The sequence below is a fragment of the Sphingobium sp. TomTYG65 genome (genome assembly GCF_055395525.1).
This window is the reverse complement of sequence record NZ_AP027330.1, coordinates 1,639,537-1,660,277: the sequence shown is the minus strand read 5'-3', so window position 1 is coordinate 1,660,277 and position 20,741 is coordinate 1,639,537. Positions and strand designations below refer to the sequence as shown.

The following is a 20,741-nucleotide window of genomic DNA, read 5'->3' as shown; positions in this document are numbered from 1 at the left end:
AGTAAGATGAGCCGTTATTTCACCGACGAACATGAATGGATCGATGTCGAGGGCGAAATCGCTACTGTCGGCATTACGGACTATGCGCAGGAGCAACTGGGCGACATCGTCTTTGTGGAATTGCCGAGCGAAGGCACCAACTTCGACAAGGGCGATGATGCAGCCGTCGTGGAGTCGGTCAAGGCCGCGTCGGACGTTTACGCGCCCATTTCTGGCGAAGTGGTCGAGATTAACAGCGCGCTCGAGGATGAACCCGCGCTGGTGAACAGCGACGCGGAGGAAGATGGCTGGTTTTTCAAGCTGCGCGTGACCGACGCCAGCGAACTGGAAGGGCTGATGAACGAAGCCGCCTACAAGAAGTTCGTGGCCTCGCTTTAAGTAACAGTCCCCCTTCCGCGTGCGGGAGGGGCCAGGGAAGGGCCTGTCCAGCGCTGGATTGACAAGCCCTCCCTCGACCCCGCCCATAATCGGGACGGGAGAAGGAGTTTTCATGCGCTACCTACCCCTTACCGACACCGACCGGCAGGAGATGCTGTCTGTCATCGGCGCGTCCTCAGTCGATGACTTGTTCGCGGACGTCCCTGCCGAAGCGCGCCTCAGCGAAAAGATCGCGGGTCTGCCCGATCATGCCAGCGAATTGGCGGTCGAGCGTCATATGGCAGCGCTGGCGCGGAAGAATCTGTCGGCAGGGGAAGCGCCCTTCTTTCTCGGCGCAGGTGCATATAGGCACCATGTCCCCGCCAGCGTCGATCACCTGATCCAGCGCGGCGAGTTCCTGACAGCCTACACCCCTTATCAGCCGGAAATCGCGCAGGGTACGCTCCAGGTCCTGTTCGAATTCCAAACTCAGGTCGCCCGGTTGCTCGGCTGCGATGTCGCCAACGCGTCGATGTATGACGGCTCAACAGCTTGCTGGGAAGCGATTGGCATGGCCCGCCGCATCACGAAGCGGGGCAAGGCGATCCTGTCGTCCGGGTTGCATCCGCATTATGTCTCGGTCGCCAAGACGATGGCCAAGTTCACTGGCGACGCGCTGGTGCATGCAGCGCCGAGCCTTGAGGCTGCCACCGATATCAATGCGCTGATCGCTGGCATCGACAAGGATACGAGCTGCGTCGTTGTCCAATATCCCGATATCCTCGGCCGGATCGCCGATCTCACTGCGCTCGCTGAAGCGGTTCATGCGGCGGGCGCGCTGCTCGTGGCGGTCGTGACGGAACCTGTGGCTCTCGGCGCGATCAAGGCTCCGGGCCATATGGGTGCGGACATCGTTGTGGGCGAAGGTCAGTCGATCGGCGTGGGCCTTCAGTTCGGCGGCCCTTATCTCGGCCTCTTCGCGTGTAAGCAGAAATATGTCCGCCAGATGCCAGGCCGCCTCTGCGGCGAAACGCTGGACGCGGCGGGGAAGCGTGGATTCGTGCTGACGCTCTCGACTCGTGAGCAGCATATCCGCCGTGAAAAGGCGACGTCGAACATCTGCACCAATTCCGGCCTGTGCGCCCTGGCGTTCAGCATCCATATGACGTTGCTGGGGGAGAGAGGCCTGCGTGAACTCGCCTCCCTCAACCATGCGTTCGCCGTTCAGGCGGCTGACCGCCTATCACGGGTTCCGGGCGTCAAGCTGCTCAACGACAGCTTTTTCAACGAGTTCACTCTGATCCTGTCAAAGGACGCGCGCGAAACTGTCCGCAATTTGGCGGATAAGGGCGTGTTGGGTGGCGTGTCGCTGGGCCGACTGTTCCCGGACGCGCCGGAAATCGGCAACGGCCTAGTCGTCGCGGTCACCGAGACTGTAACGCCGGAGGATATCGAAACCCTTGCCAAGGCGCTTGAGGAGGAATTGGCATGACCATGCTGAAGGAAGGCCGCCCGACCACGCCCCAGGCCGCGAACGAAAGCGACGCCGTTCCCGCAACCGCTACCGGCAACCGCGCGCTGATGCTGGAAGAGGCGCTGATCTTCGAAATCGGTTCGACCGACACCACCGGGGTCGATTTTGCAGCGACTCCCAAGGTGGAAAGCCGTCTCGGCAATCTAGCACGCACCGATAGCATCGGTCTGCCCGGCCTGTCGGAGCAGGAAACGGTCCGCCACTACACCCGGCTCAGCCGGCAGAACTACGCCATTGATCTTGGCCTGTTCCCCCTCGGCAGCTGCACGATGAAGCACAACCCGCGCCTTAATGAAAAGGTTGCGCGGATGCCGGGCTTTGCGGACCTCCACCCGCTGGCGCCGCAATCGACGGTGCAGGGGGCTCTTGCCGTCATTCACGAGCTGGCCGAATGGCTGATCAAGCTCACCGGCATGCACTCGGTCGCGATGAGTCCCAAGGCGGGTGCCCATGGCGAATTATGTGGCCTGCTCGCGATCCGCGCCGCTCTGGAAGCGCGCGGTGACGCCCGCAGCGTCATCCTCGTGCCTGAAAGCGCGCACGGGACCAACCCCGCCACGGCCGCCTTCTGCGGCTACAAGGTTGAAGATATTCCAGCGACCCCAGATGGCCGCGTTGATCTCGAAGCGCTCAAGGCCCGCTTGGCCCCCGATGTCGCCGCAGTCATGATCACCAATCCCAACACCTGCGGCCTGTTCGAGCGCGATATGAAGACGATCTCCGACGCGGTCCATGCCGCCGGAGCTTTCGTCTATTGTGACGGTGCGAACTTCAACGCCATCGTCGGCCGCGTGCGTCCCGGTGACCTCGGTGTCGATGCGATGCACATCAACCTTCACAAGACCTTTTCAACGCCGCATGGCGGCGGCGGACCCGGTTCCGGCCCAGTGGTGCTGAGCCAGGCGCTCACCCCTTTCGCGCCGTTACCCTTCGTGGAAAAGCAGGGCGACAAGTTCGTGCTGGTCGAAGAAGAAACTGTTGAGGAGCATCATAGGGCAACCTTCGGCCGCATGGTTGCCTTCCATGGCCAGATGGGCATGTTTACCCGCGCGCTGACTTATATCCTTAGCCACGGCGCGGACGGTCTGCGCCAAGTTGCAAGCGACGCGGTGCTGAACGCAAATTATATTTTGCGCAGCCTGGATGATGTGCTCGACGCTCCCTTTGGGCACAGCGGCCCCTGCATGCATGAGGCGCTGTTCAGCGATAAGGGCTTGGCAGAAGGCTTCACCACGCTCGACATCGCCAAGGGCCTGATCGATGAAGGCTTCCACCCGATGACCATGTATTTCCCGCTGGTCGTCCATGGTGCGATGCTGATCGAACCGACCGAGACAGAAAGCAAAGCCGCGCTTGACCAGTTCATCCTCGCGCTACGCAGTCTTGCTGAGCGCGCCCAGGCGGGCGATGAGGCGCTGAAGGGCGCGCCCTATTTCGCACCCCGCCGTCGCCTTGATGAAACGCTGGCAGCCCGCAAGCCTGTCCTCACCTGGACCGAGCCTGCGCTGGCGGATGCCGCTGAATGACGAAGGGGCCGGAGCCGTGGGAACCCGGTTCCGGCGCCATTCTCGCGGGTAAGCGCTACGCTCCGGCGACGGAACGCAACCGCGATGCCATCCTGAACGTGCTACGGGGAGAACTGCCGCCCTCTGGCCTAGTGCTGGAGGTGGCGAGCGGTAGCGGCGAACATGTGGTCCATTTTGCGGCGGCGCTGCCTAATCTCGACTGGCAGCCGAGCGATCCCGACCCTGCATCGCTCGCATCCATCGAAGCGTGGCGCGAGGAATCGGGATTGGCAAATCTACGCCCGCCGATTTATCTTGATGCCGCCGCGCGATGGCCCGTTGAACATGCCGCCGCGATCCTCTGCATCAACATGGTCCATATTTCGCCCTGGCGCGCAACGATCGGCTTGATGCGGGGGGCAGGGGCGTGCCTGCCGCCGGGCGGGTTGCTGTATCTCTATGGACCTTATTTGCAGGATGACGTGCAAACGGCGCCCAGCAATCTTGCCTTCGACGCCTCTCTCCGGGCGCGCGATCCGCAATGGGGTTTGCGTCGGGTGGAGGATGTGATCGCTGCTGCCAACGTCGAAGGGCTGCGCCTCGATGGCCTGATGGATATGCCCGCCAACAACCTGTCGCTCTTATTCCGACGTCATACTTGAAAGAATGGCGTGCTCCTGCGAAGGCAGGAGCCTAGGACCGCCCTTTGATCTACGGCTGATACAGGCCACACGCCTCGTATCAGTGCTTCGCAAGAGCTGGGCGTGCCGGACAGGATCGATGCCGCAAAACCTTCTCTCCCTCGTCACCGCCGAACTTGCCGAACCCGCCGATCCGCGAGCGGCTGCGATGGCTGGTGCGCTGGCCGCTCAATATCCCGACGCCGCTCGAGCGGTACTCTTCTACGGTTCCTGCCTACGGGAGAGGAACCTCGACGGACTGATGCTGGATTTCTACCTGATCGTGTCGGATTATCGCGCGGCCTATGGCAAAAGTTGGCTTGCAGCCGCCAATCGGCTGATCCCGCCCAATGTCTTTCCTTTCGAACATAATGGCTTGATCGCCAAATATGCCGTTCTTTCGGAAGCCGACTTCGCCCGGCTCAACAGCTCTGCTGCGGACAATGTCTCGGTCTGGGCGCGATTTGCCCAACCATCTCGGCTGCTTTGGGCCGCAGATGATCTCGCGCGCCAGCGCGCCATCAGCGCGGTGGCCAATGCCGCGCCCACATTGCTCTCTTTGGCTTGGCCTATGTCGGAAGCGCAGGATGCGCTGGCGCTCTGGAAAACCGGCTTCACGCTTACCTACAATGCCGAACTGCGTGCAGAGAAAAAGGGCCGCTCGCTCTCTATCGTCGATGCAGACCCCCAGCGGTATAGCCGCTTTGGTAATGCCGCGCTGGCGCAGGGGCTGCCTTCATCCCCTCACAACGCTGCCGAGCGGTGGCGGCAGCTTCAGCGGCGTGGCAAATGGCTTTCGGTCGTAAGATTGGCGAAGGCCAGCTTCACCTATGCCGGCGGCATCGACTATCTCGCGTGGAAGATCAACCGACATGCCGGTACAGCGATCGCCATCAAGCCCTGGCAGCGCCGCTGGCCTCTTTTAGGCGCGCTTACTCTGCTGCCGCGGCTGTTCCGGGGTGGTGCGATCCGCTGAGTGCGTTGGACAACGCATGGGACAGTCCCATCAAGGTATAGGGCTTGCGCAGCACTTCGTGACCGCCAAATTCCGAACTTTCGGCGATGTCCCCAGCATAGCCTGTGACGAACAATACCGGGACATGTGCATGCGCTGCGGGAAGGGTGCGAATCATTTCCGGGCCAGTCATGTCGGGCATCAGCACATCGCTGATGATAAGCCCGACGTCGCGGTGGCTGGTGAGCAGCTTCGCGGCCTTTGAAGGGTGATCACAGGCGACCGGCAGGTGCCCCAGTTCCGCGAGCGCCGCCATCGTCTGGTTCAGCACGCGTGGATCGTCCTCGACGACCAATATGCGCGTGGGCGGATGCAATACCGGCTCACGGTCGGGTAGCGTTGCTTCGCTCGATCCGGTTTCTTCGACACCCATCTTGCGCGGGAGATAGATATGCACGCTTGTGCCTTCGCCCAGCTCGGACTCGATACGGATCTCGCCTTGGCTCTGCCGGACGAAGCCGAATATCTGGCTGAGGCCAAGGCCAGTGCCTTTGCCCACTGGCTTGGTCGTGAAGAACGGCTCAAACACCCGCGCCAGCACTTCGGGAGGCATGCCGCAGCCATCATCTTTAACGCTCAGGACGACATAATCGCCCGCAGCGCACTCGCCAATCTCATGTTCGTCCAACTGAGCCTGGCGCGTCTCGATCGTCAGCCGTCCGCGCCCGTCCATCGCATCGCGAGCATTGACGCACAGGTTCAGTACGGCGTTCTCCATCTGATGCTGATCGACGAAAATGTGCCAACCTGCGGCCTTATTGTCGAATGACACGGTGATCTGGTCGCCGATGGAACGATCGATCAGTTCCGCCATGCCCCTGACCAACTGATCCGGATCAATGGCGTTGGGTAGCAAAGGCTCGGACCGGGCGAAGGCAAGCAGACGGCGGGTCAAAGCCGCGGCGCGGTTGGCTCCTTCCATCGCATTGTCCAGATGTCGAGCGGCTTCCTGGGGCTTCAGGCGCAGTTTGCGCTTGGCGAGTTCCAGTCCGCCAACGACCACCGCCAGCATGTTGTTGAAGTCGTGCGCGATGCCGCCGGTCAACTGGCCCACCGCGTCCATCTTCTGCATCTGCCGCAAATTTTCCTCAGCGGCAGCGCGTTCGGACGTCTCCTTCTTCAATTGCTCATAGGCATCGGAAAGTTCGGCCGTCCGAGCCGCAACTGCCTCCTCGAGTCTGTCAGCGCGTTCGGCCTCCATATCTGCTATCCGCCGCGCATTTCGGCGCTCGGTATAGGCAGCATTCACCATCCAGAGCGCAAACAGAACGCAGACCAACAGCACCAGACCAAACAGGCGCGAGGTCCGATCGACAAATTGTGTCCGGTTACCAGCCAGCTTCACGGCCAGGCTTCGCTCTTGCAGCCGGCCATTTTCGGCTTGGATCACTCGATCGAGCAGTGCCGTGATATGCTTAAGATCCTCTGACCGCCCGGCGCGGTGGAATTGAGCCAACGCGGCCATCTTCTGGTCGTAGGTCGTGCGCAGCCCGATTTCGCTCAACGTCTTGCCACGCTGCTCGAACGCGTGCTGCAGCTCCCGCACATTGTCCCGCTGCCACCCCGATTGACGCGTGGCATAGCTCAGAAGCTTCAATTGGCTCGATGCGGTGCGCCACTGGTCCTGGAACAAGCGTCCGACATCAGGATCAAGACTGATCACATAGCGGGCTAGCGTCACTTCAGCCCGCGCGGTCTTGGCTTCAAAAGCCCGCGCAAGAGCTATGATTTCGAAGCTGCGGCGCTGTTCCATCAACGCCCGTTCATGATCGCGAGATGCGTTGCTGGCGCTGTAAAGCAGGGTGCCGAGCGCCCCCACCAGCAATATCACCAAGACCAGCGGAAGGAAGCGTCGAACCGCCGCTTGCCAGCCAGACTCTTGATCTTCCATGTAATAGCTGTCCGCCATCAACCCGTACATTAGTCGAACAGTATTACCGCCGAAATATCAAGGATGAAAAGGTTCCTTGATGTACGCTCGCCTTATCGGATGATGATGTCGCCTGACAGCAAATCAGCCCGTTGGGGGCGTTCAGCCGATCGCCCCGGTCGCTTTGCCTGCCGCCTCGAACATGCCAATGATTTGACTGACCTGCTCGTCACTATGTTCCGCGCAAAGCGAGCAACGCAGCAGGAATGTTCCAGCAGGCGTGGCGGGCGGCCGAGCCATATTCACGTAAAGGCCCAGCTCCAGCAGCGCCTGCCACATCGCCACCGCCTGGGTTTGATCCGTCAGGATCACCGCGATGATGGCGGACTGAGGAGTTTCGGTGCCCAGTTTAAAGCCAAGGTTCGTCAGCCCTCTGTGCAGACGCTGGCTGTTCTTCCACAGATGCGCTCGCTTCTCGCCCGCATGCATCAGCTTGCGGATCGAGGTTGCTGCGGTAGCGACCACGCTCGGCGGCAGGGATGCGGTGAAGACATAGGGGCGGCAAACGAGCCGCAGCACTTCAAACTTGGGATGGTTGGACACGCAAAAGCCGCCGACCGTCCCAACCGATTTGGAGAAGGTGCCTACGACGAAATCGACATCTTTTTCGACGCCCTGCTCTTCATAAACGCCGCGACCATTGGGTCCGAAAAAGCCCATCCCGTGAGCCTCATCGACCAGGATCATGCAGTTGGGATGCTTGCGCACCGCCGCTACCATTTCGGGCAGAGGGGCGACATCGCCCAACATTGAGTAGACGCCTTCCAGAACCACCAGCTTTTGCGCGTCGGCGGGTAAGCGGCCGAGGCGCTTGTCCAGATCCTCTACGCTGTTGTGGCGGAAGCGCACAATTTCAGCATCGCCCAAGAAGCAGCCGTCATAGATGGACGCATGGCTATCCGCGTCCAGCACGACATAATCACCACGCCCCGCCAGCGTTGAGATCATACCCAAATTGGCCTGGTAGCCAGTCGAAAAGACCATGGCGCCGGAAGTGCCGTAAAAGTCCTTGAGCGCTTCCTCGACTTCCTTGTGGCCCTGGTAGGTGCCATTCAGCACGCGGCTGCCCGTCGTGCCCGCCCCGAAATCGTCGAGCGCCTTCTTGCCGGCAGCCACCACGTCGGGGTCGAAAGTCATGCCCATATAATTATAGGTGCCGAGCAGGATCGTGTCCTTGCCCTTGATGACTGCCTGGGTCGGGGACTTCACCTCGTCCATCACGATGGCGAAGGGGTCACGCACCCCGGTCGCCAACAGCGCCTCGCGCTCCGCGATCAGAGGGTCGAATTTGGAAAACAGGTCACGCGCGCCAACCACTTCGGCGGGCGTGTGGGCGTCGGTGGCGGTTTCCGCAGCGTCGGTCATCACATATATCCGTTCGGTTTGATCAGCATCGAGCAAAGCCGGGATGCGTCAGTCGAAAACTTTTGCCCCGTCATCTCGACCATCGGTTCTCAGCAAGGTTGAACCGGATGGAGGAAAACGGGAAAGGTAAGCTGGCTCAGCCCTTCAGCTTCGCCACGGCATCGACAAGCTGGCCGACATTTTCGATCTCAGCCTGCATGTTCATCGTGATGATGATGTCGAACTCGTCTTCGATCGCGGCGACGAAATCCATCACTGTCAGGCTGTCCCACTCCAGGTCGCCCGCGAAGCTGGTGGCCTCGGTCAGTTCAACGCCCTTCTTGTTGAAAGGCGCGATCTGCGCGGTGATGCTGTCGAAAATCTGCTGGCGATCCGTCATTATCTGTTCAAAGCTTTCCCATCAAAGGGTGGCTTTTGCCCCCAAGCTTTGCCTCTTGGCAAGGGAATAAGGCGGCAATCGGGCAGCATCGCGCCCGATTGTGCCGCCGATTCACGCCTCAGCGGAAATTGTCGGCGTATGCCTGAATCTTCAGCGTCTTGGGCGGAGTTGGGATGAAGCGGTAATCGATCCCATATTTGTCCGCATAGGCGCGTGCTGCATCGACCGAAGGGAAGGTCAGCTTTACCTGGCTTTGCGTATCGCCGGAACCGGCCCAGCCCGTCAGTGGATCGGGCTTCTTCGCCTCGCTGGGCGCAAATTCCAAGACCCATTTGTCGGTCCGAGCCTTGCCGGACTGAAGGGCGTTCTTCTGGATCTGATAGATACGCGCGGCCATCGTGGCGTCAAACTCCTTGGGAAGGCGATGGCTCCGTTGCACCAGCGAACGCCCTCAAGTCAAGGCTTGCCACGGGCCTCGGCGCGTTTCGTGCGCAGGGTGGCGGCCGCACCTGCCGGATCGTCGGGCCAAGGATGGCGAGGGTAGCGCCCGCGCATTTCCTTCGCCACCGCGCTCCAACTGCCCGCCCAGAAACCGGGCAGGTCGCGTGTCGTCTGGATCGGCCGCCCGGCAGGCGAAGTCAGCGACAGGACGAGCGGTATGCGCGCGCTTCCGACCACCGGATGCTCGGCGAGGCCGAACAGCGCCTGTACGCGCAACTCCACCCTCGGCCCTCCTTCGGCCGCATAGTCGATTGCATGACTGCTGCCCGCTGGCGAACGGAAATCCGGCGGCGCGAGCCGGTCGAGTTGCTGCTTGCCGTCCCATCCGATCAGCCCTTCGAGTACCCCGGAAAGCTGCGACCGGTCGATGTCGGACAAGCGCCGCTTGCCCGCGAGCAGGGGCGGCAGCCACTCGCCAAGGCTGGCGAGCAGCGCTTCGTCAGACAAAGCTTCCACTCCGGCAAAGCCCGCCCGCATCCGCAGCGACAGCGCGGCTTCCGACCAGGGCAAGAGGTCCAGCCCGCCGCGTCTTACGCCATCCACAAGCGCGGCGATCACCGCTTCCGCATCCGGTCGATCATCGAACCCCGATGACAGCCTTAGAGCCCTCAGCCGCCTTTCCCGCAGCGCTTCTATGCCGCCGGTCTCAGGCCGGAAGCGCACCGTCCGATGCTCCGTCACCCGGCCGCTGAACAGGCGCAGGACCTCGTCTTCACCAATAGGCGCTGCTGACAATATTCGCGCGCCCGCCGCACTGCCCTGCACCTCCCCGATGGCCAGCCACTCTTCCCGCGCGAGTGGGCAGGCAGGGTCAAGCCGGAAGCCGCGGCCGCCGACACTCGCCCAGTCAGCGCCATCTGCGGAGCGCCGCTTCGCGACGCGGTCAGGAAAGGCGAGGGCAAGGCAGAGGCCCGTTTCGTGATCTGCCCCCCCCAATCTCAACGAAGGGTTAGGTGCGGGAGGCAGCGTTGCGAGCCTAGCCCATCTTTTCGCCATGGCCCGGCCGGCGTCGGCCCGCTTACCGCTTTCGCGCCGCCAGCGCATCCGCCGTTGTGACAGGTCGACATCCGGCCCGCCCAGCCCGCGCTCGCCCAGAAGGAGGGCGACTTCGGCAGCGACATCTGCCAGCCCCATCTCGCCGGCTCGTACCAGCATATGGCCGATCCGTGGCTCCAACGGCAGTTGGGCAAGCGCCCTTCCATGCACAGTGATCCGCCCATCCTGATCCAGCGCCTCAAGCACCGTCAGCCGCTTTCGCGCCTCGCTCAGCGCGGCAGCCGGTGGAGGATCGAGCCATCGCAGGCTCGCGGGATCACTTACGCCCCATAGCGCGCAGTCAAGCAGCAGGCTCGATAGGTCGCTTTCCAATATCTCGGGCGGATCGAATGGCGGCATGCCTGCTGTCGCCGCAGCTTCCCACAGGCGGTAGGCGACGCCAGGGCGCTGCCGCGCGGCACGGCCCGCCCGCTGCGTCGCTGCCGCTTGGCTCGCCCTTTCGGTCACGAGGCGCGTAACACCCGCAGCCCGGTCATAGCGGGGACGGCGCGATAGGCCGGAATCGACGACGATGCGAACCCCTTCAATGGTCAGGCTGGTTTCGGCGATGGAGGTGGCCAATATGACCTTTCGCCGTCCTTCACGCGAAGGCCGTATGGCGGCCCGCTGAGCGCCAGGGTCAAGGCTTCCGTGTAGCCGATGCACCTCGACGCTGAGCCCATCCAGCCGCTCTGCCGTTCGTTCGACCTCCGCCACGCCGGGCAGGAAGACGAGAAGGTCGCCTTCCGCTTCTTCCGACAAAGCCCGCCGCACGGCAGCGGCCACTTCCTCCTCGATCCGCTTTTCTGCCGATCGCCCCAAATGCCTGAGTTCCAGCGGCTGAATGCGCCCTTCGCTTTCCAGCACGGGCGCATTGTCGAGCAGGGCGGCAAAGCGCGCCCCGTCCAGCGTAGCGGACATTGGGACGACCCGCAGGTCCGGCCTCAGCGCCGCCTGCGCATCTAGCGCCAGTGCCAATCCGAAGTCGCTATCCAGGCTGCGCTCATGCACTTCATCGAACAGTACCGCGGACACGCCCGAAAGCTCCGGATCATCCTGTATCCGCCGCACGAAGATGCCCTCTGTCAGTACTAGAATCCGCGTCTTTGCCGACTGCTTGCTGTCCATGCGCGTCGCGTAGCCAACGGTTCCGCCTGCTGTTTCGCCCATCAACTCGGCGATGCGCTCCGCCGCCGCCCGAGCCGCCAGACGCCGGGGAGAAAGCAGCAATATCTGTCCAGTGCACCACGGTTCACCCAGCAAAGCGGGGGCGACGGCTGTCGTCTTGCCCGCGCCCGGCGGTGCGACGAGCACTGCATTGCTCCCTTTGCGCAAGGCTTCAAGGAGTCGGGGCAGAACATCATATATCGGCAGCGCAGTGCTCATCATCGCCCTGTCGCTTTATTCGTCACGGCCTGCAAGAGTTGCGGGGGATCTGGAAGATTCCGCCGGCCTATCCGAACAGCAACGCATGAACCGGGTTTTTCGGGTCCAGCAGCATCTTCGCAGTCAGCCCGAGCGACATGATGATCAGCAGCGGCCGGATCAGCCTGCTCCCGAACCGCATGGCGAGATGCGATCCGATCTGCCCACCAGTGATACTTCCCACCGCCATCGCCAGCCCGGCAACCCAGATGACATGACCGCCAATGATCATGGTCATGAGCCCCGCAATGTTGCTCGCGAAATTCGCAGCCTTGGTCTGCGCCGTTGCCCGCACGAGCCCCAGCCCGCCCAGCGCCACGAACACGGTCGTGTAAAAAGCCCCAGCGCCAGGCCCAAAAAAGCCATCGTAAAAGCCGATCACGCCGATCAGCAGGCTCAGGATGACGATCCCCACGCGGCTGCGTCGGTCCATCTCACTCACTTTGGGTGAGAAGGTGAAATATAAAGCCAGAACAATGAGGAGCGCAGGCATCAGGCCTGCCAAAAGGGTCGAATCTACGCGCTGCAGCAGCCATGCGCCGCCTATGGAGCCCGTAAAGGCAGCAAAAACCGGCCAGCGATAGGTTTTCAGGTCCATATGGCCTGCCCGCGCATAAGCGACGCACGCGCCAAAGGTGCCAAGGGACGATTGCAGCTTGTTCGTGGCGACGGCAGGAACGGGCGGCACTCCGGCAGCGAGCAGGGCGGGCAGGGCGATCAGCCCGCCGCCGCCTGCCATCGCATCGATGCATCCGGCGGCCAGCGCCGCCGCCATGAGGAAAGCCAAAGTTTCCGGAGATAGAATCATGTAAGGAACGCCCCGCTGCTATTCCGTAGTACGAGCGGGCGTCGCGAACCCCTCAATAAGCGCGTGCTATGGCGAACTCGACGGCTTCCGTCAGCGCTGCCTTGGCTGTGCCGGCATCAAACTGGCCCAGCGCATCGATGGCGCGCTGTCCATATAGTCGCGCCCGCGCCAGCGTATCGTCGATGGCGCCCGTCTTTCGCAGCAATTGCGTTGCGTAGGCGAGGTCTTCGTCGCTCACCCGATTACCCGCGATAGCCTGTTTCCAGAAGGCGCGATCCTCTTCAGACCCGCGCGCATAGGCGAGAATTACAGGCAGCGTCACCTTCCCATCGCGGAAATCGTCACCGGCATCCTTGCCCATGGTGGCTCCATCCGACTCATAATCGATGGCATCGTCGATCAGTTGGAAAGCGATGCCCAGGTTGCGGCCATAGACGTCCAGCGCCTTTTCTTCCGCTTCATCACGGTCCGCGACAACGGCGGAAATCCGGCAGGCAGCGGCGAACAGAGCTGCCGTCTTCGCGCCGATGATGTCGAGATATTGCTCTTCGCTGGTGTCGATCTTGCGCTGCGCCGTCAGCTGGTTGACCTCCCCCTCCGCGATCACGGCCGATGCGTTGGACAGAATCTTCAGCACCTTGAGCGACTCCGCCTCGACCATCAGTTCGAAGGCGCGGGAAAAGAGGAAGTCCCCGACCAGCACGCTGGCGCTGTTGCCCCAAATAATGTTGGCGGTCTTGCGGCCGCGGCGCAGGCCCGAGCCATCCACTACATCGTCGTGCAGCAGCGTGGCGGTGTGGATGAACTCAACGGCGGCTGCCAGCTTGTAGTGGCGGCTCCCCGCATAACCCACCAGTTGCGCACAGGCGAGGGTGAGCATGGGCCGCATCCGCTTGCCGCCCCCCGCGATGAGATGGCCTGCCAGTTCCGGGATCAGCGGAATGCGCGACTGCATCCGGTCCAGGATCACCGCATTCACCTGGTTCATGCCCGGGGCAACCAGCGCCATCATGGGGGCGAGCGAAGGCGCGCCGTTAGCGCGGCCGATGGGGTGGACATTGCCGGAGGCGGGTGCGGTCATGACCCGGCCCATGTGGCGGCGCAAAATGCAGATGGCAAGCGGGAATAGCTTGCGCACGGCGATGGATGGCGCAAAAAGCGCCCGAAGAACGGAGGACGAGCGTGGACGAAACTTTGAAGCGGTATCGCGAGAGCATCGATAATATCGATGCGGCGCTCGTGTTCATGCTCGCAGAGCGCTTCAAGATCACCCAGGCGGTGGGCGAATATAAGGCAACCCACGATCTGCCGCCCGCCGATCCCGGCCGCGAAGAACGGCAGATCGCGCGCCTTCGCCAGCTCGCGACGGACGCCAATCTCGACCCCGATTTCACTGAGAAATTCCTGCGCTTCATCATCGACGAAGTCATCCGCCACCATGAGCGGCTGCGGGAAGGATAAGCGGAGAGCGCGACGCTAACCTGTTCGTTTCGAGCGCGGTCGAGATAGTCAGGCCGGCTCGCTAACGGTCTCCCGCTTACCCTGCGACCTTCCGAGCAGAACGCCCACCAAAGCCAACGCGAACCCGATCAACTGGATCGGACCCAGCCTTTCCCCAAACAGCAGCCACGCTTCCACGGCTGCAAGCGGCGGAACGAGCAGCAGCAGCATCGACATGCGAGTCGGGCCCTGTGTCCGCACCAGCCAGATTAGCAGCGACAGCCCGCCGGCCGACAAGCCCAGCACTGACCAACCGAGGCCGAGCCACAGCAACGGCGCATTGTCCCAGCGCATCTCGCCGACCGTCAGCGCCGCCGCGACCGCGACCATTGCTCCTCCAGCATTCTGCACCGCGCCTGAAATCCAGATGCCGTCGCCTGCGATTGCGCCACGCTGCACCAGTGTGCCGCCCGTCATCGCGATAATCGCCACCAAACCAGCAATTACTGGGATCATCGGGATCCCGCCCGCGCCGGATCGCTCGATCGCTGGCAGCAAAACGCAAGTGACCCCTGCAATGGCTATGGCCAGTCCTACCCAAGCGCGCTTCAGCAGCCTTTCTCCGAACAAGAACACGCTCGCCACCGCGACCATCAGCGGCTGCAGCGCGCCTAGCAGCGCCATGATCCCTGCAGGCATGCCATGGTAGACGGCCCACCAACTCACCGTGAGATAGATGCCGTGCAACATTGCCCCGGCGAACAGATGCAGAAACAAACGCTTCCCACTCGGCGCCCTTTGCCGCGCGCCGAGAGCGATCATGCCCAGCAGCACTGCCGTCAGCGTCAGCCGGATGCTCAATATCAACTCGGGTGCGCCGTGAGGAACCGTTCCCCGCGCGACTATGAACCCCGTTGACCAGATCAGGACGAACAGCAGCGAAGCGGCAAGCGCGATCATTCCCGTCCTGCCCTTATGGCCGCTCCGCCGGCAAAAGGCGTGATCGCAACCAGCAGCAGCGACGCCGCGCCCAGGAATTTGAGCGCCGCTCCGCTTCCGTCGCCCAACGTGCCTGCGCCAAAGATCAGCAGCGGCACCGCCAGCGGTAATGCCAGCAATCCCGCCAGCGCTCCACTGGACCGCAGCCCTGCCGTCAGGCTCGCCACCAGCAGCCCGAGGGCGGCGAGGGCAGGGGTCCCGATCAACAATCCCAATTCCAGCATTCCGATTGTCGCACTGTCCAGCTTCAGCAAGGCGGCTGCTGGCAAGGTGGCGATCATCAGCGCAGGCCCGAAGCCAAGCCAATGCGCGATCAGCCGCGCCAGGACCACCAGTTCCTCACCAACCCCTCGCAGCGCAATCTGGTCGAGCACGCCCGCGTCCCGGTCCGGCGCAACCAGACGATCGACCGGCAGCAGACTCGCCAGCAGCGCCGCAATCCACAACATGCCTCCGCCCGATCGCCGTAGCAGCGCCGCGTCAGGGCCCACGGCGAAGGGGTAGAGGCTGGCCACCAGCAACAGAAACGCAACCGGCAGCCACAGTCCCGAAGACTGCCATGCCTGACGCAGGTCCCGCGCCGCCAGCAACAGGACCAGCCTCACGCCGCATCCTCCGCCACATAATTGGCAAGTTCGACCGTCACCGGCGCTGTCATCGGCAGAGGCTGGTGCGAAGCCGCCACGACAATCCCGCCACCAGCCACATGCGCCGCCACCGCTTTACCCAGCAGCTCGAGCGACGCGTCATCCAGCCCGTTGCCGGGCTCGTCCAGTAGCCACAGCGGAGCCCCGCCAGCGATCACCCGCGCCAATGACGCGCGCTTCCGTTGTCCGGTCGAGAGCATCCGCACTGGTATGTCGGCCAGTGGCCCAAGGGCCATCGCATCCAGCGCCCGGTCCAGCGCCACCGCATCCGCTCCGTCCAGCCGGGCCCAAAATCCCAGCGCCGCCCGCAACGGCTCTTCCATATCGAGCGCCAGCCGCTCGTCCGCCAACGCGATCCGCCCCCGCCGCTCAATCGTCCCCGCGACCGGGCGTAGCAGCCCTGCGCAAATTCGCATCAGGCTCGATTTCCCGATCCCGTTGGGGCCCCGCAGCAGTGCGCTTTCACCCGCTTTCAGAGCCAGGTCCACACCCCGGAACAGCAGCCGCCCGCCGCGCGCGCAGGCAATGCCCGACAAGCGCAGCGCTGCATCGCTCATGATGCGACCATGTCCTCCAACACCTGCATGTCCAGGTCTGAAAGGCCGAAATGATGCCCGATCTCGTGCACCACCACATGGGTGATCAGCGCGTCCAGTGGCACGCCCGTCTCCACCCATTCATCCAGCAGCGGTCGCCGGTACAGATGGACGGTCGGCGGACTGTCGCCGGTCTGCGCCGGTTCCCCAACCGGACGTCCACTGTAAAGGCCGGTCAGGCCGAAAGGATCATCGATCCCCATCTCCTTCAGCACCTGATCCTCAGCGAATTCCTCGACGAACAGCACCACATTGGACAGGTGTGTGCGGAAGGGATCGGGCAATCGCCCTAACGCCTCCAGGGCCAAGCTTTCTATCTGGGCGCGTGTCGGGGGCAAAAGAGGGGGTTGACCATTGTTGGACATGGCTGCGACATAGGCCAAACAAAATTATGAGGATAGAGCCATGATTGGTAAACTGACCGCGGAAGAGCGGGATCAGGAACTCGCCAGTCTGCCGGAATGGACGGTGACCGCGGAGCCGGAGGGCATCCACCGCCGCTTCACCTTTTCCGATTTCAGCGCCGCTTTCGGCTTCATGACGCGCGTCGCCCTGCTGGCCGAACAGGCGAACCATCATCCCGAATGGTTCAACGTCTATAATCGTGTCGATATCACCCTGACGACACATGATGCGGATGGGCTTTCCCGTCGCGACATCGACATGGCGAAGGCCATCGACGCGCTGCTGACCGCCTGATCAGTTCGCTTGGGTTTCGATGCGATCCTCATAGCCGTGTAGCGCGGCGATGACCGCGGGATCACCGGCATAGCGCCGCCGCAGCATCGCCAGCTTCGCATCCGTGCCGGTGCACAGTTCGGCAATGCTTTCCATCAGGAAAACGCGGCGCTCCCCATCATAGGGTTCCTCGCCCCGGAAGTGATCGCAACTGTCGCGGTCCACCATGAAGCTGGTGACTTCCTGTGGGAATGGCGTCGCAAGCGCAGCGTCAGGGGAGGGCGGCAGGTCCAGCGATCCGAGTGGCGCAGGCTGCGCGCGCACAGTCACTTCGGCGGAAGGCCGCTGCCGCGCGGCGACGACTTCGATTGGCTCGCCCTCGATCGCATTGGCGGAAAGCACCGGCAGCGGTGAAGTAGCATTGTCTGCGGACACGGCATCGCCGGACGCGTCACGGCATCCCGCCATCAGCGTCAGCATCACCATCAATGGAAACAGCCCCACCCGTGCGCCCACCGACTTCCTCCCGCAAAATGGCAATCAGATCAGCAACATGCGGAAGTCGCTGTTCCTCCTCATCGAGAATCGCCATGAAAGCGGCTTGCCTATAGGCGCGCACGCTCTCTTCGGGAAGGCGGCTTGCCGCCGGTAATGCGGAAATTACGATATCCAGCAGGCGCTCGACGCCATGAAGGCGTCCCCACAAATAGTCATTCTCGCGATAGGCCCTGCTAAAGAAGGCACCGAAATTGTTGAATTCTATGCCCTTTAATGTTGCTTCTGCGCCGCCTGCACGGATCGCGCTGCAATCTTCGGGCGAAATCCGGTCCACTTTCACCGGATCATATTCATCCATAGCGTGGCCTTGAAGCAACGGTAGAGTGGCGATGTCGTAAAAGGGGAAGCCCAGATAGGAGAGCAGCATCGTCCTCCGCTCAGCTTTGGGTAGGTCGGCGAGCGCTTCGGCCAGCATCATGTCCGCCACGTTGTCGCGATCACCCAGTCCGCGTGCCTGCGCGATCGCATCCAGCGCGGCTGCCGGATCGTTTGGGACCTCCTGCGCCGCTGACCGAATCGCGCCATTGTAGAAGTCCGTCCCTTCGCATTCGGTATAATGGGCGAGGGCCTGATAGATGGCGTCATGCATCTTCTGGACCGCAGCGTCGTCGGCCTGCGATTCGACCTCCAACGTATCGGCAAGCCTCCGCGCCAGGAACCGCAGCCGCCGGATTCGGAAGGCAAGGTCATGCGTGCGGAAGAAGAGGACGGGCGGTGATCCTGGCCCGACATCCTCGGTCAGCTGATCCGCGCCGATCGATCGGACATGCGACCAAAGCGCCTGCCGGTAATTTTCGCGCATCAGCGGACTTTCCTCTTCGCTCAGGCGGAAGAGCAGCGCGGCGAGATCCTCGACGATGCCGGACAGCTTGAGATGCCCATAAGCTGGGAAGGCGAAGCCTGCCGAACTGGCAGCGCGCTGCTGCGCCTTGGCGCGCCATGCGGACAGACGCGCAGGGGTGGGCCGGTCGAGGAACAGCATGCCGCCCATTGCGCTTTCCACTTCCGCCTCGATCCCAGGCCGAAGCGCGTTCAGGATGCGCACCATGCGGCGAATACGCGACGAGTGGCGGTCGATGGCCTCCAAATTGTCGCGGATCGGCTGTTCACGCGGAATGTCGCTCAGTGCCCCGAAGATGGTGCGGAAGAAACCGGGTAGGGGCGCAGCTTCGCCGACTGCTTCTTCTGCCCTGTCGCCCTCCTTGTTGAGCTGAATCGAGCGGTGACCCGGCTTGGGATCGATATAGACGAAACGCCGATCCACTTCCCGTCGCGAAGGCCGGTTGCGCAACGCCCCGATCGCCTGAGCGAAGGGCGCGTTCGCCAGGACGGACCCATCGATCAGCACGGCATCCTCGGCCGTGCCGCGTGCCCAATGCCGGGGCAGGGCATGCGCCAGAAAGGCGTCGCGCGTCGGCCAGGCGCGATGGCGGCGCTTCAGCACCTTGTCCAGTTCGCGCACGGTAAAGGGCGGGAAAGCGCCCGGAAAGCTGGCGGTCGCCCTTGCGGCAAAGACGAGTTCGGCCGGATCGGCGAAGATCCGGTCGCCGCGTCCACGCGCTCTAAAACCGATGGAAAGGCGATGCTCCGTCTCGACCACCTGGGGCGGGCTGTTGAGATTGAGGCTCTGCGGATGACCCTCAAAATCCGTCACGGTGACGAACAGGTCCAGCGGATGCCCCTCCGGCAGCAGCGGCGGCCCGCGCTCTGCCGCCTCCATGGCGTCGAACGCGTCCAAAATCATCGCTGTGAAGATTTCCCCGCCAAAGGGCGGCTCGAACCAGCGCGACCGGATGAAATTGGACAGTTTGTGCCGCACCTCCTCACGCGTGTTGGGCGCGACGGTGCGCTCCACCGTGTCGCCGGGATGCCGGGCCGCCATCCACACCAGCGGCGTCGCCCAGAATTTCGTGATCCGCCGCGTAGGCCGGGCGTCAGGATCCAGCAGCCGTTCCACATCGGCATTTTCCAGCCACATGTTCGTCAGCGGCTCGAGCGACTGGCCTGTCTCGATTGCCTGCGCCAGGAAGATGCCATTGATCCCACCCGCACTAGCGCCCGCGATGATGTCGGGCATGACCCGCAACCGCACGCCGCTCGCTGCTTCCAGGTCTTCCAGCAGCTTTCGATACACCGCCTCGCTGCTGTTCCCGCTGGTCGATCCATCATGAAAGCCCCGGCTAGCCCGCGCCAGCCGCCAGATCTCCTTTGTGATGCCGTGCATGTAAACGGCCAGGCTGATCCCGCCATAACAAACCAGCGCAAGACGGAGTTCGCGCTCCTTCATGAGCGTGCTTTTCCTAAGATCGTGTCAGCCACGTTCGATATCGAGCCTCTTTTCCTCCCGTCCACTTCGAGCGAAGTCGAGAAGCAGCTGTCGAGAACCCGGCGCTTGCTTCTCGACAAGCTGGAACCCAACGCAAAAGAGGAGGGGCAGGTACCGGGCGGGATCAATCCATCGCGCACCCTCACAACCGGAACTCCGCCCAGATCGGCAAATGGTCGGATGCCTTCCGCGCCGCTGCACTGTCATGCACCCCGCTATCGACAAGCTTCAGCTGCCCGCAGTGCATGATCCGGTCGAGTTGCGCCACGGGTCGCCGGGCATGAAAGCTCCGACCACAGGGTGCAAAGCTGTAATGCCGCGCGAAGTCCGCCAGACATCCTCGTCCCGCACTCCATTCGTTCAGGTCACCCATCAGCACTGTAGGCATGTCCTCGCGCAATCCCGCCGCGTGGATCACCGCCGCTGCCTGCTTGCGCCGCCAGAGGCCCGAAAGGTCCAGGTGCATTCCGAAAATTCGCATCCTGGCCTTGCCCAGCGTCACTTCAGCCATCGTCGCGCCGCGGGGCTCCAGGCAGGGCAGGTGCAGCACGTCATGGGCGCCAATCTCTGCCTCCTTGCGCACCAGGATGGCGTTCCCGTGCCAGCCCATCGAATCCGCTTGCACGTTCAAGGGTACAGGTTTGTAGGGGCTGAGGGATTCAAGCAGCCAAGGCGGGATCGCGGCGGATCTCACCCCAAAACGCCTGTCCGCCTCCTGCAGCGCGATGACGTCCGCATTCACCTCCGCCAGCACTTCCAGCACCCGCTCCGGACTTCGGCGGCGATCCGTACCGATGGCCTTGCGGATGTTGTAGCTAGCAACGCGGAAGGATTTCATGATGAAACAATGCGCCACTTGCGCGGCAGTTTCCATCTTTCAATCATCTTTCCCGCCTACGCCGCTTGCCGTGAGCCTCTTGAAGGGCTTTCCTGACGCCTCTTTGTTCTTGAAACGTTCGCGCT

At 62.7% G+C, this 20,741-nt stretch carries 21 protein-coding genes; 7 read left to right on the top strand and 14 right to left on the bottom strand.

From position 1 onward, the window contains the following. Positions 1–6: 6 nt before the first annotated feature. The 5 genes from gcvH (at position 7) to ACZ5Y5_RS08125 (ending at position 5,052) form a co-directional block, all read left to right on the top strand. Positions 7–378: a glycine cleavage system protein GcvH gene (gene gcvH / locus ACZ5Y5_RS08145; protein WP_464808148.1), complete on the top strand. Its 372-nt coding sequence runs from the start codon at positions 7–9 to the stop codon at positions 376–378. A gap of 112 nt (positions 379–490) precedes the next feature. After that, positions 491–1,849 (top strand): aminomethyl-transferring glycine dehydrogenase subunit GcvPA, encoded by a 1,359-nt coding sequence (gene gcvPA / locus ACZ5Y5_RS08140; protein WP_464808147.1) that lies wholly within the window; start codon positions 491–493, stop codon positions 1,847–1,849. Further along, positions 1,846–3,417 (top strand): aminomethyl-transferring glycine dehydrogenase subunit GcvPB, encoded by a 1,572-nt coding sequence (gene gcvPB / locus ACZ5Y5_RS08135; protein ID WP_464808146.1) that lies wholly within the window; start codon positions 1,846–1,848, stop codon positions 3,415–3,417. The genes gcvPA and gcvPB overlap by 4 nt, the downstream gene beginning before the upstream one ends. Further along, complete coding sequence (locus ACZ5Y5_RS08130; protein WP_464808145.1) at positions 3,414–4,058, top strand: DUF938 domain-containing protein; 645 nt, start codon at positions 3,414–3,416, stop codon at positions 4,056–4,058. The genes gcvPB and ACZ5Y5_RS08130 overlap by 4 nt, the downstream gene beginning before the upstream one ends. A gap of 118 nt (positions 4,059–4,176) precedes the next feature. After that, positions 4,177–5,052: a hypothetical protein gene (locus ACZ5Y5_RS08125; protein WP_464808144.1), complete on the top strand. Its 876-nt coding sequence runs from the start codon at positions 4,177–4,179 to the stop codon at positions 5,050–5,052. Here the strand turns inward: ACZ5Y5_RS08125 and ACZ5Y5_RS08120 are convergent. The 7 genes from ACZ5Y5_RS08120 to ACZ5Y5_RS08090 all read right to left on the bottom strand — a co-directional run bounded on the left by ACZ5Y5_RS08120 (position 5,009) and on the right by ACZ5Y5_RS08090 (position 13,615). Continuing rightward, complete coding sequence (locus ACZ5Y5_RS08120; protein WP_464808143.1) at positions 5,009–7,000, bottom strand: ATP-binding protein; 1,992 nt, start codon at positions 6,998–7,000, stop codon at positions 5,009–5,011. The genes ACZ5Y5_RS08125 and ACZ5Y5_RS08120 overlap by 44 nt on opposite strands. A 123-nt stretch (positions 7,001–7,123) precedes the next feature. Then, positions 7,124–8,386: a serine palmitoyltransferase gene (gene spt / locus ACZ5Y5_RS08115; RefSeq protein WP_464808142.1), complete on the bottom strand. Its 1,263-nt coding sequence runs from the start codon at positions 8,384–8,386 to the stop codon at positions 7,124–7,126. 136 nt (positions 8,387–8,522) lie between these two features. Then, the gene (locus ACZ5Y5_RS08110) at positions 8,523–8,765 is read right to left on the bottom strand and encodes an acyl carrier protein (protein WP_464808141.1); all 243 of its coding nucleotides are present in this window, start codon (positions 8,763–8,765) and stop codon (positions 8,523–8,525) included. A gap of 118 nt (positions 8,766–8,883) precedes the next feature. Then, positions 8,884–9,162, bottom strand: a complete 279-nt coding sequence (locus ACZ5Y5_RS08105) for an ETC complex I subunit (RefSeq protein WP_464808140.1) — start codon at positions 9,160–9,162, stop codon at positions 8,884–8,886. A gap of 59 nt (positions 9,163–9,221) precedes the next feature. Next, entirely contained in the window at positions 9,222–11,690 is a 2,469-nt protein-coding gene (gene hrpB / locus ACZ5Y5_RS08100) for an ATP-dependent helicase HrpB (protein WP_464808139.1), read from the bottom strand. Positions 11,691–11,754: 64 nt separating this feature from the next. Next, entirely contained in the window at positions 11,755–12,534 is a 780-nt protein-coding gene (locus ACZ5Y5_RS08095) for a TSUP family transporter (protein ID WP_464808138.1), read from the bottom strand. A gap of 52 nt (positions 12,535–12,586) precedes the next feature. Next, the gene (locus ACZ5Y5_RS08090) at positions 12,587–13,615 is read right to left on the bottom strand and encodes a polyprenyl synthetase family protein (RefSeq protein ID WP_464810503.1); all 1,029 of its coding nucleotides are present in this window, start codon (positions 13,613–13,615) and stop codon (positions 12,587–12,589) included. Positions 13,616–13,716: 101 nt separating this feature from the next. Here ACZ5Y5_RS08090 and ACZ5Y5_RS08085 point away from each other — a divergent pair, with 101 nt between their 5' ends. After that, complete coding sequence (locus ACZ5Y5_RS08085) at positions 13,717–13,995, top strand: chorismate mutase (protein ID WP_464808137.1); 279 nt, start codon at positions 13,717–13,719, stop codon at positions 13,993–13,995. A 48-nt stretch (positions 13,996–14,043) separates the two neighbouring features. On the opposite strand, the gene ACZ5Y5_RS08080 is transcribed toward ACZ5Y5_RS08085, so the two are convergent. The 4 genes from ACZ5Y5_RS08080 to ACZ5Y5_RS08065 are packed head-to-tail and all read right to left on the bottom strand — an operon-like array spanning position 14,044 to position 16,581. After that, positions 14,044–14,934, bottom strand: a complete 891-nt coding sequence (locus ACZ5Y5_RS08080) for a DMT family transporter (protein WP_464808136.1) — start codon at positions 14,932–14,934, stop codon at positions 14,044–14,046. Further along, complete coding sequence (locus ACZ5Y5_RS08075) at positions 14,931–15,578, bottom strand: heme exporter protein CcmB (RefSeq protein ID WP_464808135.1); 648 nt, start codon at positions 15,576–15,578, stop codon at positions 14,931–14,933. The genes ACZ5Y5_RS08080 and ACZ5Y5_RS08075 overlap by 4 nt, the downstream gene beginning before the upstream one ends. Next, a complete protein-coding gene (gene ccmA, locus ACZ5Y5_RS08070; RefSeq protein WP_464808134.1) occupies positions 15,575–16,177 on the bottom strand; it encodes a heme ABC exporter ATP-binding protein CcmA in 603 nt (200 codons plus the stop codon). Before ccmA ends, ACZ5Y5_RS08075 begins: the two co-directional genes overlap by 4 nt. Beyond that, entirely contained in the window at positions 16,174–16,581 is a 408-nt protein-coding gene (locus tag ACZ5Y5_RS08065) for a metallopeptidase family protein (protein ID WP_464808133.1), read from the bottom strand. The genes ccmA and ACZ5Y5_RS08065 overlap by 4 nt, the downstream gene beginning before the upstream one ends. 40 nt (positions 16,582–16,621) lie before the next feature. Between ACZ5Y5_RS08065 and ACZ5Y5_RS08060 the strand changes: the two genes are divergently transcribed. Further along, positions 16,622–16,915 carry a 4a-hydroxytetrahydrobiopterin dehydratase gene (locus ACZ5Y5_RS08060; RefSeq protein WP_464808132.1) on the top strand — a complete coding sequence of 98 codons (294 nt, stop codon included), beginning with the start codon at positions 16,622–16,624 and terminating at the stop codon, positions 16,913–16,915. On the opposite strand, the gene ACZ5Y5_RS08055 is transcribed toward ACZ5Y5_RS08060, so the two are convergent. The 3 genes from ACZ5Y5_RS08055 to ACZ5Y5_RS08045 all read right to left on the bottom strand — a co-directional run bounded on the left by ACZ5Y5_RS08055 (position 16,916) and on the right by ACZ5Y5_RS08045 (position 20,616). Further along, the gene (locus tag ACZ5Y5_RS08055; RefSeq protein ID WP_464808131.1) at positions 16,916–17,398 is read right to left on the bottom strand and encodes a hypothetical protein; all 483 of its coding nucleotides are present in this window, start codon (positions 17,396–17,398) and stop codon (positions 16,916–16,918) included. Further along, positions 17,346–19,739 carry a patatin-like protein gene (locus tag ACZ5Y5_RS08050; RefSeq protein ID WP_464808130.1) on the bottom strand — a complete coding sequence of 798 codons (2,394 nt, stop codon included), beginning with the start codon at positions 19,737–19,739 and terminating at the stop codon, positions 17,346–17,348. Before ACZ5Y5_RS08050 ends, ACZ5Y5_RS08055 begins: the two co-directional genes overlap by 53 nt. 181 nt (positions 19,740–19,920) lie before the next feature. Then, the gene (locus tag ACZ5Y5_RS08045) at positions 19,921–20,616 is read right to left on the bottom strand and encodes an endonuclease/exonuclease/phosphatase family protein (RefSeq protein ID WP_464808129.1); all 696 of its coding nucleotides are present in this window, start codon (positions 20,614–20,616) and stop codon (positions 19,921–19,923) included. Positions 20,617–20,741 lie beyond the last annotated feature (125 nt).

Excerpts from the sequence above, each read along its gene's own strand:
- gcvH (WP_464808148.1), top strand. The coding sequence starts at position 7 with ATGAGCCGTTATTTCACCGACGAACATGAATGGATCGATGTCGAGGGC.
- gcvPA (WP_464808147.1), top strand. The coding sequence starts at position 491 with ATGCGCTACCTACCCCTTACCGACACCGACCGGCAGGAGATGCTGTCT.
- gcvPB (WP_464808146.1), top strand. The coding sequence starts at position 1,846 with ATGACCATGCTGAAGGAAGGCCGCCCGACCACGCCCCAGGCCGCGAAC.
- ACZ5Y5_RS08130 (WP_464808145.1), top strand. The coding sequence starts at position 3,414 with ATGACGAAGGGGCCGGAGCCGTGGGAACCCGGTTCCGGCGCCATTCTC.
- ACZ5Y5_RS08125 (WP_464808144.1), top strand. The coding sequence starts at position 4,177 with ATGCCGCAAAACCTTCTCTCCCTCGTCACCGCCGAACTTGCCGAACCC.
- ACZ5Y5_RS08120 (WP_464808143.1), bottom strand. The coding sequence starts at position 7,000 with ATGGCGGACAGCTATTACATGGAAGATCAAGAGTCTGGCTGGCAAGCG.
- spt (WP_464808142.1), bottom strand. The coding sequence starts at position 8,386 with ATGACCGACGCTGCGGAAACCGCCACCGACGCCCACACGCCCGCCGAA.
- ACZ5Y5_RS08110 (WP_464808141.1), bottom strand. The coding sequence starts at position 8,765 with ATGACGGATCGCCAGCAGATTTTCGACAGCATCACCGCGCAGATCGCG.
- ACZ5Y5_RS08105 (WP_464808140.1), bottom strand. The coding sequence starts at position 9,162 with ATGGCCGCGCGTATCTATCAGATCCAGAAGAACGCCCTTCAGTCCGGC.
- hrpB (WP_464808139.1), bottom strand. The coding sequence starts at position 11,690 with ATGATGAGCACTGCGCTGCCGATATATGATGTTCTGCCCCGACTCCTT.
- ACZ5Y5_RS08095 (WP_464808138.1), bottom strand. The coding sequence starts at position 12,534 with ATGATTCTATCTCCGGAAACTTTGGCTTTCCTCATGGCGGCGGCGCTG.
- ACZ5Y5_RS08090 (WP_464810503.1), bottom strand. The coding sequence starts at position 13,615 with ATGACCGCACCCGCCTCCGGCAATGTCCACCCCATCGGCCGCGCTAAC.
- ACZ5Y5_RS08080 (WP_464808136.1), bottom strand. The coding sequence starts at position 14,934 with ATGATCGCGCTTGCCGCTTCGCTGCTGTTCGTCCTGATCTGGTCAACG.
- ccmA (WP_464808134.1), bottom strand. The coding sequence starts at position 16,177 with ATGAGCGATGCAGCGCTGCGCTTGTCGGGCATTGCCTGCGCGCGCGGC.
- ACZ5Y5_RS08065 (WP_464808133.1), bottom strand. The coding sequence starts at position 16,581 with ATGTCCAACAATGGTCAACCCCCTCTTTTGCCCCCGACACGCGCCCAG.
- ACZ5Y5_RS08060 (WP_464808132.1), top strand. The coding sequence starts at position 16,622 with ATGATTGGTAAACTGACCGCGGAAGAGCGGGATCAGGAACTCGCCAGT.
- ACZ5Y5_RS08050 (WP_464808130.1), bottom strand. The coding sequence starts at position 19,739 with ATGAAGGAGCGCGAACTCCGTCTTGCGCTGGTTTGTTATGGCGGGATC.
- ACZ5Y5_RS08045 (WP_464808129.1), bottom strand. The coding sequence starts at position 20,616 with ATGAAATCCTTCCGCGTTGCTAGCTACAACATCCGCAAGGCCATCGGT.